Origin of the sequence: Rurimicrobium arvi (genome assembly GCF_039540495.1) — a bacterium.
Classification (GTDB): Bacteria; Bacteroidota; Bacteroidia; order Chitinophagales; family Chitinophagaceae; genus Rurimicrobium; species Rurimicrobium arvi.
This window is the reverse complement of record NZ_BAABEZ010000024.1, coordinates 110,765-128,893: the sequence shown is the minus strand read 5'-3', so window position 1 is coordinate 128,893 and position 18,129 is coordinate 110,765. Positions and strand designations below refer to the sequence as shown.

The following is an 18,129-nucleotide window of genomic DNA, read 5'->3' as shown; positions in this document are numbered from 1 at the left end:
GCATTTTCAAAACCCTTGTTCTGCAAGGGTTTTGTTGTTAGTGTTTTAGGGTGATATTCTTAAAACACGCCTTGATTTGTTCAAAGGTAAACCTTCGTTTACCCATGAACAACGGGGGCATAAAACAACAGGAAAAGCCATGCAAAAAGCAATCGCATATTATCGTGCTTCGACTAAACGGCAGGGACAAAGCGGCCTAGGTCTGGAAGCGCAGCAACAAGCTGTCGCCAGCTTTGCCGCTGTCAACAGTTACAAGCTGGTCGAAGAATTTATCGAACTCAATTCCGGCGCAAGGAATGGACGTGTCGGGCTGAAAGCCGCAATGGCTGAATGTAAGAAACAGGATGCCGTCCTGCTGATCGCCAAGCTGGACAGGCTAAGCCGCAGCGTGGCTTTTATCTCGGCATTGATGGAAGCCAAAGTGGATTTCAAGGTGGTGGATAATCCATATGCGGAACGTTTCACCCTGCATATTCTAGCGGCAGTCGCAGAAAAAGAACTGGCCGATATACGCGCCCGGACGATAGCCGCTTTAGCCGCAGCCAAAGCCCGTGGGGTGGTGCTGGGCAAGTTTGGCCGCAATGTACTGTCCGCAAGAAACCGGGAACGTGCGAAAGTCTTTGCCGAACAAATGCAGCCCGTTATCCAGCGATTGCGTCAGCGCGGCATCAAGACGGTTCGCGCCATTACCGCCGAACTCAATCGCCTTCATGTCCCGACCTATCACCAGCAAAACAGCCATTGGCACGTCAGCAGTGTTCATCGCCTGCTGCTGCGTATTGACAAACAATAATTCACCTTAAAATATCAGATACAATGCAATGTCCTAAATGTCATTCCGACAACACGCAACGCCTGAGCGTGATTTATCAGTCAGGCACACAGCTCATCAACACGACCAGCAACACCTATGGCGGAGGTATTGGTTCCGGGTATGGTGGAGGTATCGCCACCACCAATACCAGTGGAACCGCACAATCTTACTTGGCCATCAAAGCTTCTCCTCCGGATAAAAAGAAGTTTAAAATCGCTTCTATCCTGATAGTAGCAGGGATACTTATTGGTTGGGCATCAGGGAGCCTTATCCTCTTTTTACTCCCGGCTGGTGTCGGCGTGTTTTTAGGTCGCAAAGATTACCGCTACAACAAGAACGTTTATCCCGGACTGCGTGAGGAATGGCGGAACTCCTGGCACTGTAACAAGTGCGGGGCGATATACATTCAGCAATAAACATTCATCCCAAATTTAAAATACAATGCAACACACAAAAACATTAATGGCCTGTATGGCCGCAACGATGCTGTTTTCCTGTACTAAACCCGAAAACAAAAAAATTGATATTAAGCCGAAAAGCTTGGACAGCGTAGCAAATGAAGTCGTCCTTGAGGCTTGGAACGCATTTGATACTACAAATGATCTGAAAGATGTGGGCTTTTACAAAAAGCGTGAGATAAACGGTATAGGCATGTGGCCAGAAGATAAAATGCTACTATGGGCTTCTAAAGCGAGCTATAATGGGCCGTATAAAATCCGCTATATCGGAAAGGCTCGTCTCATCGACCCCCAAAAGGTCTACAAGGACGATGGGCCCCTCGGCGGTGAATTCTTCACCTTTTACCTTAATGACAGTTTGAAAGGGCAGCCAATTTTTGAAGTGTATAATGACAGTACCAAACAGGTATACAAACGGATTGTTGCCTCACCGGATAGCTGCGGCGTCACTATCTATCTGGGCTGGGTCACGAATCCGATTAAAGTGGATACTGGCCGTGTCCGGAACAATTATCACTACTTCCTAAGCAAGATCGAAGCGTTGAACTATGAAATAACCGAGGACGAATAATCCCCCGCATAAAGCAGTAAGGCCCCTAATTTTCGGGGCCTTTTAATTACAATATGCTTCGTCTAAAGATGACGTTTCAATTGCTTTGAGAGTTTGTCGATTTTGAAATAATGGTTCAATGCATCGACCAAATCCGCCGTATTATCCCATAGCTTCATAAGTTCCAAACCTAGATTTTCATCATTGTCATTTTCAAAAAGGTCAGAAATCTTTTTCAAGGGTGCGACAATATATTCTTGGATTGATTCCGGGAAGATAAAGGCCTTTGAACTTATTTGCCCATATAACGTCATATACTCAGGCTGAAGCTTAACAAGTAAGCTGGTTTGGAGAAATTCATATTCAAAAGCTTCGAGAGGTTTACCCGACATCAAATGCTTACTTAGCTCTTGCCCGACCACTTCTTTATAACCCTCATTAAATAGATTATTTAGCTTGGTCATATCGTTGACGATCGAATACCCTGCGGCTATCTGTTCTTTTAATAACTGATTATACAAATCTTTTCTTCTATACCGCCACGTTACAATAAAAGTCACTGCACTGATTACCACAGTCATAAATGCAATAACGCTCGGCTTTCTCAAAAGAGCAATTAGCAAGTCCCAATATTCAGTCATACTCATCAATTTAAATTCAATTTACTCCTTTTCCCTATCACGATCAGCTTGCTTATCCTTGCTTCGATATCTCTCGGTTTCTACACGCATTTGGGCAGAAATTTCTTTGTGATGGCGCTTCCGCATTTCCTGTTTGTGTAGACCGTCCTCACCCCAGACGCGTTCAAACTCTTGCTTGTTCCTTTTATGCGCATCCTTCAGGTAATCGGGAACGTTATTCCAGTCATTATATTCCTTCACAAGTTCTTCACGGAAGATTTCAACTTGTCGCCAGTTGTCAGCGACCTTGCCATTAAACTCGATACGTTCTTTCATATGCGTGCGGATGGTCTGCTGGTACGGCGACAGTTTAGTTTTCTCGTAGCGTTCGTACATTGCCTTTTGGTAATCACTAAGTTCCCATTGCTGCTCCTCCAGCATGGCGGTCATCTGATTGCCCTTTGGACCCCATTCAGCATCATACTCACGGACCTCTTCTTTATATTTATCCCAAAGTTCTTTTGGCACTTCGTCTTTGCCGAAATATTTATTGATTAACTCACTGCGCTTCTCTTCCAGCTTTGTCCATTTCATGTAAGCTTCGGCGTTGTATTCCTCGCGTTCCCGTTGATGTCGTGCCAGCATTTCCTTTTCCTGCTTTTCGCCATATCTGCCATCAAACTGGGCAAATGCTTTGCGCACTTCTGCCCGTTGGTCATTGGTAATTTGCTGCCCTGATTTGTAATACTTGTCGTATATGGCCTCATATTCCCGTCTGGCCTGTGATTGGGCTGCAATAAATTGATGGTCCTCGTCCCAGAGTCTTTCCTCCAATTTTTCGTTTGTAAGCATAACTATAAATTGAGTGGTTTGAAAATCAGTATTCGTAATCGCGGCCTTTGTCTCTGCCGCGGTTGCGTTCCTTTTGTTCCTTGTCCTGTTTCTGTTTTTCCCTGAATTCCTGTTTCAGGCGTTCGCGCTCCAGCACCTTCATCTGCTCTGTTGTCAGATCGTCCTGAACGTCGCGCTTATTATCCCGGAATTTCCGGGCGGCATCCTTCGCGCTCCCATCCGCTCTGCGGGTCATATCTCCTGCATTGCCATCATAGGTATCCTTGGCCTCGTTATAGCGGATCTGGTCTTCTTCCAGCCTGAAGGTGTCTTTCCTGTTGGCAGCAAACTCGCGGGCAATTTCTTCCATTGCCCGTTTGTCTTTGGTGATGTCGGCCTTGTTTTCCATCTGGCGCTCAGGGCTTGGCTTTCCCAGACCATCAGCTTTTTGCTTTTCCCTTCCCTTGTCTCCTGTATCGCCTTTATCTTGTTCGCCCCGGGCACGCATGATTTCAATTGCCTGCTTTTCATGGATAAGCTTTGCTCCCCTCATCCGTTCGCGCACCTCCTTAATCCGTACCCCCTTAAGCTGACGAACCAGGTCATAAGTCCTACCGTTCTCGTCCACCACCATAAACGGATGCCGTAACGTTCCCTCAGCCAGCATATAGCCCGCCTTATCCACTTCCCGCATGAACTCTTTAGACGTTTTGGTGTTCTGCCAGAGTTCGGTAAGGGTCGCTTTCAGCTCCGGGCGGTTCTTATTGCGACGAGGAGTTTTCTCTTGTTCAAGGATGCGCTCCATTTCCATCCGGGCGCGGTCTTGAGCAAGCCTTGAAAAGCTGTCCGAAACCATTTTGCCTTTATCATGGTCATAGCGCTCCCAGACACAATGGGCGTGTATGCGGCCCTTCTTCTCATGCAGCACGATGGCACGGCGTTGGTTTTCCAGTCCCAGCTCCTTAGCTAGAATATCGGCGGCCTGAAACCATTTGGCATCATCCATAAGCTTATCCTCCCCGATGGCAGGATTGATCTGCGCGTGGTAAAGCCCTTTTTTGCTTTTGGTCAATTCAGCCGTTACCGACATATCGTAAAGCAAATTGGAGAACTCGACTTCGCTCATCTCATCCCATCCGTCTGCGTCCAGTATCCGGATATGGTCATTCTCACCGGGCGCAAGCAGATAGTAGGCTAATTGCCGACCGTTCCCCCTTGTGTTGCCGCGAATGACCATGGTGCTATTTATCCGTTGTGTTGTTTTCCAAAACTTGCCTCAAATGCCGGGTCATCATCGAAACGCCCTGCAAGGCGTGTTCGATAATTTCATTCGGGAAGGTGTTTAAACCTTCACCGTCGCGGCGGTTCAGCGCGCGGGCAATTTGGTTACAATTGCTGCCAATTTTTCCGAGTTCAGCCAGCGCCTTTAAAAACAGGGTTCTGTCTGGAGTCGGCTTGCGGGTTTTGGGCACCGCGCCCAAAACTGTCTTTTTGATTAAATCCGTGATCGAAACTCCCGCATTTGCAGCAAGCGTTTCGAAGCGTTCTTTCTCGGCGGCATTTACCCGGAACTGGATTTTGCCACCGGATTTTTCTGTATCCGGTTTCTGTGGTCTGGCCATTGTTTTCAATTTTAGAGCATGAGGGTCAAGGGAGAGCGCAGCCATCTCCTTTGCAAGACGGGCTGGCGGGACAAACAACCCCAAAGGGTTTTTGTACTGACAGCCCACGTCTTGCAGCCCAGACTTATGAACACCCATTGGACTTAAGGAGCGGGCCACAACTTTGACCTATTCTTCACCTTGCCGGCTGCTGCATCGTTCTCCCTTGTAATGCCAGAAAAGAAGAAAACAGTTGCAAGGCAACCTTGGAAAATCGGCAACGCGAAGGGACGGTTTCAGGGTACTGAAGCCGTTTCGACGTTTCCGGGTTTGGTGTCGTTTTGGTGTTGTTATCCGCTCGGGTCTGTATCGGTATCATGTCGTCCGGGGATAAATCAGACGCTGCCGTTTTGTCGTTTCATTCTATCACAGTTTTCAAAAAAGTAAATTACGCATGAATGAAAATATTCTATCTAAAAACAAATTTATTGTTTTTGTTTTTAATTTAGTCGCATGGGCACAATGGAATGGCTGCGTAAAGACGGCCGATTACAAAAACTGGCATTGACTTTCGATACGTATTTTTTCAAAGCGTGCGGGGTCTCAATGTTTGAAGTCTGGGGCATCATTGCCCCGAGGCGTGACCGCGAGGGCAGGATGAAAATGCTGTTCTACCTGATCGGCACGCTGACCACCTTTATCACGCTTATAGGGATGTTTATGGGCTTTATGCGGGCCTATTACCGATACGATGCACCCAAGGGCATTCCACCCCTACTCTCGCCCCTGAGCCGACATACTCGAGCCGGGCTCGTGATCGGCGGGATTTTGATTTGGGTGTTTATTCTGGTCATTTGCATGACAGGGGTTGCGCTGGTGCAATATGATATCGTTAGCCCCAGCGCATTGATGGTTTATTTGTTTGCGAACACTATCGGTATGATTGTCGTTGTCCTGACCTTTAACGGGAAGCGCTATAAGGTAGCGCTCGACAAAAACGAAGCGCAGAAGTTTGGTTCGGCTCGGCTGGGCACGATTGCCGATGTGCAGGAGTATTATGAGTCCGGGAAAGGTATCTACTTTGGCGGCGGGCTATATTTCAACGACAAGGGCCACTTACTTTCCATTGCCGGAACGCGCGGCGGTAAGGGAACCAACCTTGTTATCCCCAATATGCTCGGCATAGGTCAATACTCCGGCTCTTGGGTAGTTGTTGACCCCAAAGGGGAAGCCGTGGCCATTGCGGGGCGCTACCAGCAGAAACAAGGTAAGCATGTTTTTGTTCTGAATCCTTGGCGTTTGTTATCTGAGCATATCCCGGTATCCAGCGCCTATAACCCGTTTCAATTGCTGGCCGATAAAGAAAGCTTGCACCTCATAGATGACGCCCAGGTGATCGCAGAAATGTTGGTCCCGATAGACCCGAAAGAGCATGAGAAGTTCTTTACTGATACGGCGCGTTCGATTGTGGCTGGGCTGATTGCCTATATTGCCTATACCAAGGATGAATCCGAAAAGACACTTATAACCTTATATAAATACCTGCGTCTGGAAGAAGCGGATTGGGATGAAGTGCTTGTTGACATGTACGCCTGCAAGGTTGAAGGCACCGAAAACGGCACGCTGATTTCTGTGATCGCGCAAGAAATCCGGAAAGTGATGAAGTCCGGGGAAAAAACTTGGGGCATTATCCTGACCACGATGCTGCAATCAACAGACTTTATCAAAAGCCCCGCTTTGCAGGAAGCCATGAAAACGGAATTTAACCCCGAGTTGCTGCGTCAAGGTAATGCTGTGCTATACGTCGTTATTCCTGCCGATAAGTTGACCAGCCACTCCAGATGGCTGCGACTGGTGGTGATGACCCTTATGCGGTCAGTGGTGCGCAACCCGGTTAAAGACAAACAGGTGTGCTTCCTGCTCGATGAGTTTTCTGCGCTCGGGTATCTTTCTGAGATTGAGATTGCGCTTGGTACTTATGCGGGATACGGCATCACGGTTTGGCCTATTCTGCAATCACTCATCCAGTTGAAATCAGTCTACGATAAGAGCTGGGAGAACTTCGTTGCGAATGCAACCGTTCGGACATTCTTCAGCATAAACGACAACTTTACGGCCAAATACCTGAGCGATGCGATGGGCACGAAAACGAACGTGTTCGCAAAGGTCAAGAAAAAGCCGGACGACCCGGACGAAAACGAAACAACTGCGCGGCCCCTTATGGCACCGGATGAAGTGCGACGGACATCAGGCGCAGACAGCATTACGTTCGTTGGCGATAAACCGCCGCTGGTATATCCAAAGCTGCCCTATTACCAGATGGAGAGGTTTCATCCGGATGGACACGCGGTTTATGAGGCTAATCCTTACATCTAAATTTTCAAAGCATTAAAAATGCCCGCTAAAAATGCGGGCTTTTTATTATCGGGGATCAGTTGCATGTAAGTTGATCAATGGGGTCGATAGAATGTCCACCTCTTTTGATTACTCCGTACTTCACATTTGCTCTTTCCTTAATTTTATCTACCTCTTCCATAACATCGATAGATGGGTCCTTAATTGCTTTCTCAAGCAGTTCAATAAATAGTCTGCTTTTTTCGTTAATATCACCTTCGATTACACCAATACTAGTCATTCGTCGAGTTGAAAACTTAGTAATAATAACAGGTGTTCTATATCCCTCTAGTGGCTGACAAACATAATTTCTAGCTTCTATGAAATCATCGATGATAAATGAAGTAAAATTAGACATGCTATCCTCTCATATAATCCACATTAGTCGTTGCCGTCTTTGAGTTATTTCCCTTTGGTAAATGAACATTACCATATTTCTCATCAATTGCAATACAAAAGTCATCTAAAACTTCAAATTTTAAGATTAAATCAACGAGATCTTCCGCATTTTCTCCCTTGATGGCCATATATAAACTAAGATTTGGCCCGTCTTCTCCATTAATGCATTTTACGACTATTTCGCTTTTATCACCCTCTGAAGGCAGAGGCAAACTTGCTTTACTTGTCGGAGAGAGCCTTATTAAGGAATACCTTTGGTGAAATGACTGCTTTATAAGCTCCTCCTCCTTCGGTGTTACCAAGGTGGTGATATTGTTTGAGGAGGCTATCGTCAACATCTTATCTTCTTTTGAATCGTATTTTCTGATAACAACTAAAGCTGACTTATCCGGAAAATCTTTAACTAACCCGTGACATGCATCCATTAAAAAAAAACTCCATGACTTTAGTTTTTCTTCTTTACTAGCATTAATTGAAATTTCTTTACTTGCCCTTTCTCGTAAGTTTTTAACAAAAATAGCTAACTGATTCACCAGCTCTAAATTAGCTGATTTGGAAATCAAGTTTTTATGGGTACGTTGTTGATCGAGGTCAATTTCGCTATTAGATGCATATGCGAGTAGAGCCGCGTTAGAATGCATGTCTTTATTGTTAATAATGTAAAGATTTGCCTCTTTATAAAATTTATGATGGCCAACAATTAGGTAATGCCCAAAGGACATTGGAACCTTTGCACCAGATAGTACTAATGACCTTTTTATTGGCAAATAAAAAAGGAAATAAGCAATAGGAAAGCCTAATAAGAACGCAACAATAAGCGCGGCAAAAAAAATTGCAGAGGCCCTTGTAGATGTTTGAGAAAAATGGAATTTATCTGTAAAAAATAGCCTTCCGTTAAGTAATCCGTAAGCGCTAAATCCGATATACGAGAAATACAAAAACCGCCTTGAATGAGCTATTAGGAACGCGAAAAGGAAGCTACCTGCGAATAAACCAGCGGAAAGTGCCCAGGCGCCGTGAGCTGTAACTAGTTGGCGAACGTGAAATTCTGGAGTCATAATAATGGATTTGTCAGATATACATCAAAAACCGTTCCATACATTAACAAAATATCATTTTATTTTTTTAAACACATATAATTGTAGGCCTTCGATAGAAAGGTTACAATCGGATATAATTTTCCTTTTCCAAACCTGCTACAACAAGGGCAATTTATCACCCTACTTTATGATCTAGACATCCAAAGATCACTCAGGTCTCTGTAGTCGCTGTACCGTTGCTCCATCGTTCCAATCGTAATGCCAGAGCCATCCAACGCCTCCGCTATTTGAACCGCTGCCATTCTTCCGGCATTATCATTGTCCATGTAAAGTTTAAGGGTCTTAGGGTGTGATACACGGGCCAATACTTCTTGTGCAAATTGCCCTGCAAAAGAAACCGAGTTCAGTACGTAAGCAGTATTGGGTGGAGTAATGACTTTCTCCATTTCCATCCAAGTAAGAAAGTCCCAAAACCCTTCAAACACGCAAACAACACTCTCATCCTTTCCGGGGATAGACGTAAACCATTTCGGTGTGGTGCTAGTCTTGAAACTTTTTCCGGTGTGCGGATTAGGGATTGAAATCTCATAACCGCCTTTATCATTTTTAAAAGCAAAGCCGTTCATTTTACGATCTGGTTTATCAGCATCTGAAAGATAGACTTGCTTGAGATATTTTGCCGCCAATGGCAAGGATATTTTGCGACGTGCAACCTCCGTCTTTATGCTATCAAAATACAGCCCATTGTGCAGCTTTAGAATCTTGAACCGAGGTTCGGTTGTTGGCGATGGAAGCTGTTTCTTTAGCCTCGTAACTTGGTGTGTGTTTTTGGAATACGAAGACTGCACGCTATTTGAAAAACGTTCGAGATCAGTAAGCGCCTCTTTGACGCCGCTCTTCCTGTCGATATTGTGGTAATCGCACCATAAATCAATAATGTCTCCGCCCGAATTTCTGGCATTATTTGTAAGACCGAAGTCATGCCAACGATTGGTTATTTCATCGATTTTGAAAGAAGCCGTGCGTTCTTCAGGGCGAAACGGCGAATGATACCAAAGCTCCCCTCGCCTGCCCTTACGGGCAAATCGCGCCCCCAAATTTTCGACTACGAGGGAAAGAGGTATCGCTTTGGCATCATTAATTTTCATTGTATTGCTTTCTGTAAAGTTACCGAGTTAATAAGGGATTTGACCTATTCACTATGGTCGCGGCTTTGGTCTGCATAAGGCCTGCAATGCGAGCATCAGATCACGCTCATCGGTTGTAATGCGTTGCTGCTGACGGGCAGCCTCTGCGTAAACAGACATTGGATATTTGCCATTGAAATGAAGATCGCGTTCCAAACTGAATTGATTGCGCGAGCATACTTCCGATACACCTTCTAAATCCAAATACCCAAGCTCAGGAAAACCCATACCCAAATCACAAAGCCCAAATGCTTCGCTTGGTCTCTCAGGGTCCAGCTCATTAAGCAGCCAGACCATTGACGTATTAGCGACAAAAAGCCGGACAACGGGAGTATGATCGTTGTCCCTGTTCTCTGGAGCTCCATTAAACGATAATTGCTGTTGTTGTTGCTCGGTAAAGAGGTGCATCGTGATTTTTCCTTTCTGTTGACCTTGAAGGAAGGGCTGCATGCAGCCCTTCCGGTTGTTATTTATTTTGCAAAGACTGGTAGTAATCGACCGCTTTGCTCGCGGCGCTTGCCGCGGAAAACACAAAGCGCTTGTCATTACGCAATGCTGTCAGCCAATTAGCGATGTAGGCGGCATGATCTTTGCGGGCTGGAGTCGTGATCTCCAGCTCGGCGCAAAGGAACGCCGCACCCAGTTCCGCAGTTAGTTCTTCGACTGCGTAGGCTTTATCGCCAAACTTTTTGCCAAACTCACGGTTCAGACGTGAAGGGTGTCCTGAGCGGTGGACCATCTCGTGCATCAGGGTGCTATAGTAGCCTTCCTGGGCAGAGCAATGTTCCTGGTCAATGAAGGTTTGCGGATAAGGCATTTTGATTTTGTCGGTCAGGCGGTTGTAGGATGCCTCATTTGGGCAGTATTCAATGATAGCCTTGGTGTTATCGACAAAGGCCTCAACATGCGCCAGACGGTCAAATAACGGCTTTTCAGGAAGTAATTGTGTGTCCGGTGTTGGTTGATAGCTATCAAGCTGGGCACGGTTGAACACCTTGCTGTACTTCGGGCACGGGATCTTGACGATTTCGCCGTCAACTTCTTTTTCGATGTCTTTGTAAAAGACTATGGTTGTGCCGCTTTCGCCTTTACGGATGCGTTCACCCATCTTGTTCCAGTCCTTGAGGGTTGCCCATTCGTTGCTGGCGTAATCTTTTTGAAGTGTCGCTCCCCAAAGCAGAACGATATTGACACCCCGGTACGGAACCCCTTTGAGGGCGTTTTGCGGGATTTTGAAACTTGCGGCTGTGCTTTTCCATGGCCGCTGCCAAGGGATTGTGCCTTCTTCAAGCTGTTTGATGATGATGTCGGTAACATGCTGGTGGATATCGAAACGAGTTGTTTCTGGTTGCTTTTGGGATGGGGTTGTAACGGTTTCCATTGTTTGACCTTTCTGTTGGAGTTGTTGGTTACAGGGGCATGAACAACCAAGGTTTAAGCGAGCAAACCAAATTGAATTTTGGGTAGGGCGAGGAGCGCAAAGCGCGGCGAAAATTCCTTTTGGTGACGCGAGCGGCCTTGGTATGAACCTGTAGAAACCAACAAGGACATACATACAGAAAGGGCAGCATCGCTCAGGAAACCGAAGCCCCTGACCAATGCCGCCCTTTGTTGTGACTTTTAGGTATCAGTCGACTACATGAATTTTTCAGAGTTCAGCTTCTCAAAGCACGCCTCTAACTCTTGAACCTTCCAGCCTTTGGCTCCCGGAGAAATGAAAACAGGCTTGGGATAAGCGCCTTGTTTGATATAGCGATAGAATGTGGATTTGCTAATTTTAATTCGTCTTAGAACGTCAGGTAGTCTAAGGAATTCTTCTGGTAAAGAAGGTGTGTTCATTCGTTTCCTTTCATAAAAAAAGCCAGTCAATAAATGACTGGCCTCAAAGTTCGCCGTCTACATTCCGCGGCTTTTGGCAGGGCTGAAATGAAGAGAGTAGCGGCGATCCTATTTGCTAATACTCCATTGGGAAACCCTTGTCAAGGAATTTTTTCCTAAGAGCATTTTTGTAGAACTTATTAAAATCAAATCTGTCATAATGTCTTAACCTCCGGCAGATTGTCAATCTATGGTTTATGGTATATAATTTGATGGTTTAATAATATATTTTTATAAAATTGCCTCATAAAGCTGAATTATGGATATTAACTCTTTACCTACTTACGAGCAAATAATTGAAACCTTGAACAAAAAGAATCGGGTTAAACATCTTCTTTTTGGGAATGGCTTTAGTATGTCCTATGATCCAACCATTTTCTCTTATAATTCACTCAGTTCATTTATTCAAAATATAGATGATGAGTTGCTGAAACTTTTATTTGAGAGATTGAAAACTAAAAATTTCGAAACAATCATGCAACAACTCGATAGTTTCGCAGAAATCGCAGAAGTTTTTCAGGTTGACGCATACATTATTGAAAAAATAAAAGCTACTAATGAAAAGCTAAAGACAAGTCTTATTGATGCAGTTCGCTCTCTACATCCTGGTCATGTATTTTCAATCCCAGAACACAAATCCAAGGCGTGCCACCGATTCCTAAAAGAGTATTTAGCAAAAAATGGCTTTGTTTTCTCAACCAACTACGACTTACTCCCATACTGGGTACTAATGCGCAATAGTGCCACAGAGGATGCCGCTGATGTCCATCCAAATGATGGATTTGGTCGTGAACTTTTAAGCGACCCAGATGATTTTAACTCTGAACGAGAGTATTCGAACGACCTCATATGGGGAGTTAATAAAGCTGGGCAAAATGTTTTCTATTTACATGGTGCATTGCCGATTTTTGATACGGGGGTCGACATTATAAAAGAAGTTTACAACAGTGAACATCTTCTCATGGAAAACATAAATGAAAGAATGAACCGGGGAGAATATCCTATTTTTATTACTGCGGGTAATGGGAATGAGAAACTTACTAATATCATGCATAACAAGTATCTCTCACATTGCTATGAGACGTTATCTTCGATAGGCGGCTCTTTAGTAACTTTTGGATTTAATTTTGGTGATTATGATACCCACGTGATAGAGGCCATTAATGCCGCGGCCAAACAGTCCAAAGACAAGAGGCTATATAGTGTTTATATTGGAGTATATTCAGATGCGGACATTGCCCAGATTGAGAAAATAAAAAGCAAATTCAGAGTTAAAAAAATTCACTTATACAATGCCAGAACCGCAAATATCTGGCAATAGTATATAGTCATCTCATTCATCAAACACTAAGGAAAATCAAATGGAAAATTGTAAAAGTTGTTCTAATCCATTGCCATTAACGGGCTATTTCTGTGGGGGTTGCCTGACGCAATTTAAATGTAAATCATGCGACGCGCCACTTGAAGTAGATTATGCTGGATGCACAAATTGCGGTACACCAAAAATTAATACTGCTAAAAATAGTGTCCCTAATAACTTCAATACTTTTCGTTTACATGAGACATCCACTGATAGGACCATAGAAGCGACATTTAGTAATGAAGTTGGAAAAGACTTAGCTGGTATCTTGCGCGACTCTTATGCTTCGAAGCTAGCGGCCAAACAATTAGGAACGGCTTATTCTGGAGCAAATCCTTTACCACCAGAGACAACGGAAGAAGCAGACGCAGAAGTCATAAATGAAAAACCTGTACAAAAGACTGTAATAATACCAAATAACTATCCCACCTTGTTAGCTGCTGCAATGAGGAATTTGCCAGCGACTGAAACAGAATGGGTAATTGTTTACTCTTTCTTTGCGTCAAATTTTGGAAATGACACTTTTACACGCAAGGACATTCTGGAAAAATACAAAGAGTCTAAAAGGTTCAATAAAGAAACTACTACAAAGACTTTAAGTGTCTACATAAAACTCGCCGTTAACGGACAATACATTAATCCCTTACAAGATGAGTTTGCTATGTTCGAAAAGGGCATCGAAAAGGCAAAGGAAATTTTAAGTCGAACAACAAGTTCATCGGCAAAGCCAACAAAAAACCGTTCTAAGAACGAGCAAAAAACTGAAGATGGAAATTTGGAGAAAACCGCCAAGAATAAAAGAGCTACCGCGAAAAATACTAATACTCCTAAAAGACTAAGCAATTTAGACTTGGCACCTACAGGGAAGCGCAGTTTAGAAGACTTTTACAATGAGTGGCCTGAAAAAAAGAATAACGAGAATAATCTCCTTTTTACTTACTATTTGCAGGAAATTCTAAAGATAGATACTATCACAGCAGACCATATCTATACTTGTTATGACGCTCTAAATTTAATAATACCTACAGCATTTGCTCAAAGCCTTGCCAATACAATTGCAAGAACAGGTTGGATACAAACTAACAATGGTAATTTGTCAGTTACAACGAAAGGTTCTAATTATCTTAAAACATGGAAGAAAAAGGCTGTATGACTTTAGAACAATTTATTACGAAAATAGAAGGGTTTGAAGCATTACCTTCTAGTAGAAAGATTGACTTTTTTGTGTATTATCTAACTGTGGAAAAAAACGAAGCAGGAATAAAAAGCAAAGATGTCGATGCTTGTTTTGACGAGCTAAAAATTAATAGATACAGCAATACTGCACAGTTTCTTCGTGACAACTCTAAAAAAGTTAAGGGGAGGAAACAAAGGTTTATCCTTCATCATGGATTATACCATTTAGAAAGAAGCAATAAAACCGATATTGATGTAATTGTAAATGCACCAAGGGTAATTGTAGCTACGGACAACTTTTTCCCTTTAGAAATATTTCATGGCACAAGAGGGTATCTAAAAACAGTATCTGAGCAAGCCGCGGCATGTTACGACCAAGGTCTCTATGATGCCTGCTCTGTAATGACTAGAAAGCTGTTAGAGATTTTAATTATCGAAGCTTTTGAACGTAAAGGCATAGATGATAAAATTAAAAATCCAGCAGGTAATTTTTTCTACTTGAGTGATTTAATTGACCTGTTCAAAAATGAAGCAACATGGAATATCGGAAGAAACACCAAAGAGTGTTTGCCGAGGCTAAAGAAAATAGGAGATATGAGTGCGCACAACAGGAGATACATTGCAAAGAAAGCAGACTTAGACAAAATTAAGGACGACCTAAGAATTGTTTTTGACGAGCTTATTCATCTTATCGATTATCCAAACTGGCGTTAATACGGGTAAAGTAGATGGTAAATTCAAAAAATGAGCTCTATTTTATCAGCAAAATCATTAAGATAAATACTTCATTTCAAATCCTGTCCTTTCATCAAGGAGAGCCCCCCGCGTTTATTCTAATTTCATAACTGCTCTTGCCAGTTTGATATTCTCCATGATTAAAGGCTATTTGGTCGCTTCTGATTTCTAATGTCAATATTGATGAAATAACAGCTCCCGGTTTTTGTCGGTCTATATAGTCCGCATATTCCTGCATCAATTTTATCCGTTGCTTTAAATATTCTGCACGATCATACGCACGGTCAACATTACCTTTCGGCTTATGAGCCAATTGCCTGTCCGGTATATCATGCTTGTATTCTAATTCTTGTTTTGCAATGCCCATGAATAATGCGCGAAATCCGTGCCCCGTATGTCGGCCCTGATATCCCATATCAATGATGATTTCGCAAATAGTGTTATGCGCCATAGGAATGCGTGGCTTTTTACGACTTGGAAAAACATACTTATTGTGGACCCCTTTGATTGAAAAATTTTCTTCCATTCGCCTCCTTAAAATTTTGCACACTTGCCGTGATAATGGGACATAATGTTCATGCCGCATTTTCATTCTCTCTTTTGGAATGGTCCACATACGCTTTTCAAAGTCAAATTCCGTCCACTCAGCTTTAATGAGCTCATTTGGGCGAACCACTGTAAGCATAAGCAACTCTATCGCGTCTAGTCGATCTTGGGATAAACCTGCATCATTCCTCTCAAGGTCACGAAGAAAATCAGGCAAGAATTCAATTTTCATTGATGCAAAATGACCATGCTTTTGCGGTGCTAAACTTTGCTCCATGCCCAAGACAATATTTGTTTCTGCGTATTCCTCATTTGTGGCATGATTAAATATTTTAGTAGCATGCTGGATACAACGTTTAGCATCCGAAGGAGATTGCCTTTCGACTTCTAGAATAACATCCCAAAGCTGTTTACGTCTCATCTTGTTTACTGGAATTTTTCCAATTGAAGGGAAGAGGAACTTTTCCAATCGATATAAAATGCGGGCTGCGTGTTCGGACGACCAGAGATTGATGTTCCTGGCATGCCATTCTCTGGCAACTTTTTCAAATGCCCGTTCTATTTCCTTTGCAGCCTGTATGGTCTGGTCTTCACGCAATTGTAGCGGGTCAATCCCATTTTTAATCAACTTGTAGGATTCGGCTCGCTTTATTCGCGCGTCACCAAGCGAGAGTGTTGGGTAATGACCGTATGAAATTTGCCTTGAACGACCTTGAAACGGATACTTGTGGTACCAATAGGCGGACCCGTTGGGAAAGGCATGTAAAAAGAGGCCTAGCCCATCTGATTTCTTAATTGATTTATTAACTCTTTTTGATTCGGCAATGAGTGCTTTACAAGACAAGTCTGTAAGCATGGGTATCTCCTTCTGTGAAGATAATTACCCCTGCTCTACCACCGAATTGGTGGGACTGGCCCGGACTGCATAGGGTAACTAGGAACGTTATCCTATGCCATTTTCTTTATTTGTCAATACTTAGGAACAGATAAGGACAAAATAGGAATAAAAGTGGTGGCCCGAGCCGGATTTGAAGCAGGATTATTATCCAGTTGATAAATAAGCAGTATTATAAAAGAGGAAGAATCTTCTACCCCTATATTACCACTATACGCATTATAGCATTACACGTCGTCTATTACAAACCTAAACAGCTCTTTAGGTTTGATGGGCACTTTGGAATTATATTCCATAATTGTATATTTGGTCACAGGCAATCTGCCTAACTTTATTCACAATATATGCCACCTAGAAAAAAACAAGAAACTAGTAATTCAAACGACGAAAAAATTTCGGTTGCCAAAACCCAAAATCCATTAGTTTTTATCAGCCATGATACCAGAGATGCTGAGCTAGCAGAGGAATTTAGTAATCTTCTGAAAAGCGCAAGTGCAGGTGCGCTTAAATCCTTTCGTTCCTCGGATAAAAAGGGCACTCAGGGAATTGAGTATGGGCAAGAGTGGTACCCGGCAATCATGGATAAAATTGATGAAGCCTCGGATATTGTTTGCCTTTTAACTCAACACAGTGTTGATAGACCCTGGATCCTGTACGAAGCTGGAGTCGCAAAGGGAAAACTTGATAAGAAGGTCATTGGTATTGCATTGGGTATTCCTTTTAGCACTGCGATAACGGGGCCGTTCGCGCTCTTTCAAAATAACGATGGGGACTCCGAATCAATCACTAAACTCGTTCTAGAACTTGTTAGAAAAGTACCGGGCTTAGACCCAGATCAAAGCTTAGTAAAAGACCTTGTAGATAAATTCGTAACTAAAGCAAAAGAAATAACTGATAAATTTAAAACTCCAGGTGCTAAAACTGAAAAAGAGGAAAACTCTGTAGCCAAATTATTTGAGGAAGTGAAAATTATGTTTGATAGTCTTCCTTCCAGAATAGAAAGCAGATTTGACCCCGATAATAAAAGGCGTAGACGCAAGTTTCATCCTATGATGGTTGAAGAAATTATGCATTTTGGAATGATGAAAGAAGACCAAAACATGAGCTTTCTTATATTTATCAGCTTTTTCAAAGAAGATTTTCCTTGGTTTTACGAGATAGGTATTGATACATATCGTGGCCTTAAAACCGCAAAAACTGCCACAGAAAGAGAAAAATTAATTCGTAATCTGGAATATGCAGTTGAAATGTTGGGGCATCCGATTATGAGAGAATTTTACGGAAAAAATGAGGATTCCTATTTTCTATTCAAAGATGCAAGGCATATGATGCATAATTTTTTGGATAGATATTACAGCGAGAAAAAAGAAAAAGAGTGAAAATCACTCCTTTTCTCGTTCTTTATTTTTATCAACACTGCGTTCAATCTTTTCTCTATCACGTTGTAATTCATCTTTAAATTTTTCCCTTAGATATTCTCTGCCCCCTGCCTTCAACCCTTGAAAATACTGACTATGGTCATTTTTTGATTGAAGAAGCGCCTTTAGCAATTCCGGGTCTTCTTTAGCTAGGGTATATCCACCGTTAAAACCTTTTTGATAGGCTGGATCAACCTCTAATTCCTCATCCATGTTAAATCGATTAA

General features: G+C 43.0%; 20 protein-coding genes. 8 read left to right on the top strand and 12 right to left on the bottom strand.

The window, feature by feature from the left end; translation table 11 throughout:
- The first annotated feature begins 76 nt into the window (after positions 1 to 76).
- From ABD846_RS13045 to ABD846_RS13035, 3 genes are read left to right on the top strand one after another with little or no spacing between them, the layout of a single operon-like run.
- Positions 77 to 793 (top strand): recombinase family protein, encoded by a 717-nt coding sequence (locus tag ABD846_RS13045; protein WP_344827829.1) that lies wholly within the window; start codon positions 77 to 79, stop codon positions 791 to 793.
- A 23-nt stretch (positions 794 to 816) separates the two neighbouring features.
- Positions 817 to 1,230 carry a hypothetical protein gene (locus tag ABD846_RS13040; protein WP_344827826.1) on the top strand — a complete coding sequence of 138 codons (414 nt, stop codon included), beginning with the start codon at positions 817 to 819 and terminating at the stop codon, positions 1,228 to 1,230.
- Positions 1,231 to 1,255: 25 nt separating this feature from the next.
- Positions 1,256 to 1,843 (top strand): hypothetical protein, encoded by a 588-nt coding sequence (locus tag ABD846_RS13035; RefSeq protein ID WP_344827823.1) that lies wholly within the window; start codon positions 1,256 to 1,258, stop codon positions 1,841 to 1,843.
- Positions 1,844 to 1,905: 62 nt separating this feature from the next.
- Here ABD846_RS13035 and ABD846_RS13030 read toward each other — a convergent pair whose 3' ends face one another.
- Genes ABD846_RS13030 through ABD846_RS13015 form a run of 4 tightly spaced genes read right to left on the bottom strand, consistent with a single transcriptional unit; the run spans position 1,906 to position 4,895 of the window.
- Positions 1,906 to 2,463: a hypothetical protein gene (locus tag ABD846_RS13030; protein WP_344827821.1), complete on the bottom strand. Its 558-nt coding sequence runs from the start codon at positions 2,461 to 2,463 to the stop codon at positions 1,906 to 1,908.
- Between the two features lie 21 nt (positions 2,464 to 2,484).
- On the bottom strand, positions 2,485 to 3,294 hold the full coding sequence (locus ABD846_RS13025) for a hypothetical protein (RefSeq protein ID WP_344827818.1): 810 nt from the start codon (positions 3,292 to 3,294) through the stop codon (positions 2,485 to 2,487).
- A gap of 25 nt (positions 3,295 to 3,319) precedes the next feature.
- Complete coding sequence (locus ABD846_RS13020) at positions 3,320 to 4,510, bottom strand: relaxase/mobilization nuclease domain-containing protein (RefSeq protein WP_344827815.1); 1,191 nt, start codon at positions 4,508 to 4,510, stop codon at positions 3,320 to 3,322.
- Positions 4,511 to 4,514: 4 nt separating this feature from the next.
- Positions 4,515 to 4,895: a plasmid mobilization protein gene (locus tag ABD846_RS13015; RefSeq protein ID WP_344827812.1), complete on the bottom strand. Its 381-nt coding sequence runs from the start codon at positions 4,893 to 4,895 to the stop codon at positions 4,515 to 4,517.
- 492 nt (positions 4,896 to 5,387) lie between these two features.
- On the opposite strand from ABD846_RS13015, the gene ABD846_RS13010 reads away from it, so the two are divergent.
- The gene (locus ABD846_RS13010) at positions 5,388 to 7,250 is read left to right on the top strand and encodes a type IV secretory system conjugative DNA transfer family protein (protein WP_344827810.1); all 1,863 of its coding nucleotides are present in this window, start codon (positions 5,388 to 5,390) and stop codon (positions 7,248 to 7,250) included.
- Between the two features lie 55 nt (positions 7,251 to 7,305).
- Here the strand turns inward: ABD846_RS13010 and ABD846_RS13005 are convergent, their stop codons facing one another.
- From ABD846_RS13005 to ABD846_RS14785, 6 genes are all read right to left on the bottom strand, one after another.
- Positions 7,306 to 7,626 (bottom strand): hypothetical protein, encoded by a 321-nt coding sequence (locus ABD846_RS13005; RefSeq protein ID WP_344827807.1) that lies wholly within the window; start codon positions 7,624 to 7,626, stop codon positions 7,306 to 7,308.
- 1 nt (position 7,627) lies between these two features.
- Positions 7,628 to 8,725 (bottom strand): hypothetical protein, encoded by a 1,098-nt coding sequence (locus ABD846_RS13000; RefSeq protein ID WP_344827804.1) that lies wholly within the window; start codon positions 8,723 to 8,725, stop codon positions 7,628 to 7,630.
- 167 nt (positions 8,726 to 8,892) lie between these two features.
- A complete protein-coding gene (locus tag ABD846_RS12995) occupies positions 8,893 to 9,855 on the bottom strand; it encodes a toprim domain-containing protein (RefSeq protein WP_344827801.1) in 963 nt (320 codons plus the stop codon).
- Between the two features lie 51 nt (positions 9,856 to 9,906).
- On the bottom strand, positions 9,907 to 10,344 hold the full coding sequence (locus ABD846_RS12990) for a DUF2958 domain-containing protein (RefSeq protein ID WP_344827798.1): 438 nt from the start codon (positions 10,342 to 10,344) through the stop codon (positions 9,907 to 9,909).
- Positions 10,345 to 10,360: 16 nt separating this feature from the next.
- Positions 10,361 to 11,275: an ArdC family protein gene (locus ABD846_RS12985; protein ID WP_344827795.1), complete on the bottom strand. Its 915-nt coding sequence runs from the start codon at positions 11,273 to 11,275 to the stop codon at positions 10,361 to 10,363.
- 254 nt (positions 11,276 to 11,529) lie between these two features.
- A complete protein-coding gene (locus ABD846_RS14785; protein WP_425568041.1) occupies positions 11,530 to 11,733 on the bottom strand; it encodes a helix-turn-helix transcriptional regulator in 204 nt (67 codons plus the stop codon).
- Between the two features lie 298 nt (positions 11,734 to 12,031).
- Here ABD846_RS14785 and ABD846_RS12980 point away from each other — a divergent pair, with 298 nt between their 5' ends.
- Genes ABD846_RS12980 through ABD846_RS12970 form a run of 3 tightly spaced genes read left to right on the top strand, consistent with a single transcriptional unit; the run spans position 12,032 to position 15,022 of the window.
- A complete protein-coding gene (locus ABD846_RS12980; protein ID WP_344827792.1) occupies positions 12,032 to 13,093 on the top strand; it encodes a DUF4917 family protein in 1,062 nt (353 codons plus the stop codon).
- A 40-nt stretch (positions 13,094 to 13,133) separates the two neighbouring features.
- A complete protein-coding gene (locus tag ABD846_RS12975; RefSeq protein ID WP_344827789.1) occupies positions 13,134 to 14,285 on the top strand; it encodes a zinc ribbon domain-containing protein in 1,152 nt (383 codons plus the stop codon).
- The gene (locus tag ABD846_RS12970; protein ID WP_344827786.1) at positions 14,264 to 15,022 is read left to right on the top strand and encodes a hypothetical protein; all 759 of its coding nucleotides are present in this window, start codon (positions 14,264 to 14,266) and stop codon (positions 15,020 to 15,022) included. The genes ABD846_RS12975 and ABD846_RS12970 overlap by 22 nt, the downstream gene beginning before the upstream one ends.
- 94 nt (positions 15,023 to 15,116) lie before the next feature.
- Here the strand turns inward: ABD846_RS12970 and ABD846_RS12965 are convergent, their stop codons facing one another.
- A complete protein-coding gene (locus ABD846_RS12965) occupies positions 15,117 to 16,445 on the bottom strand; it encodes a tyrosine-type recombinase/integrase (protein ID WP_344827783.1) in 1,329 nt (442 codons plus the stop codon).
- 383 nt (positions 16,446 to 16,828) lie between these two features.
- On the opposite strand from ABD846_RS12965, the gene ABD846_RS12960 reads away from it, so the two are divergent.
- A complete protein-coding gene (locus ABD846_RS12960) occupies positions 16,829 to 17,863 on the top strand; it encodes a toll/interleukin-1 receptor domain-containing protein (RefSeq protein WP_344827780.1) in 1,035 nt (344 codons plus the stop codon).
- 3 nt (positions 17,864 to 17,866) lie between these two features.
- Here the strand turns inward: ABD846_RS12960 and ABD846_RS12955 are convergent, their stop codons facing one another.
- Positions 17,867 to 18,115, bottom strand: coding sequence for a hypothetical protein (locus ABD846_RS12955; protein WP_344827778.1), 249 nt, complete (start codon positions 18,113 to 18,115; stop codon positions 17,867 to 17,869).
- Between the last annotated feature and the right edge of the window lie 14 nt (positions 18,116 to 18,129).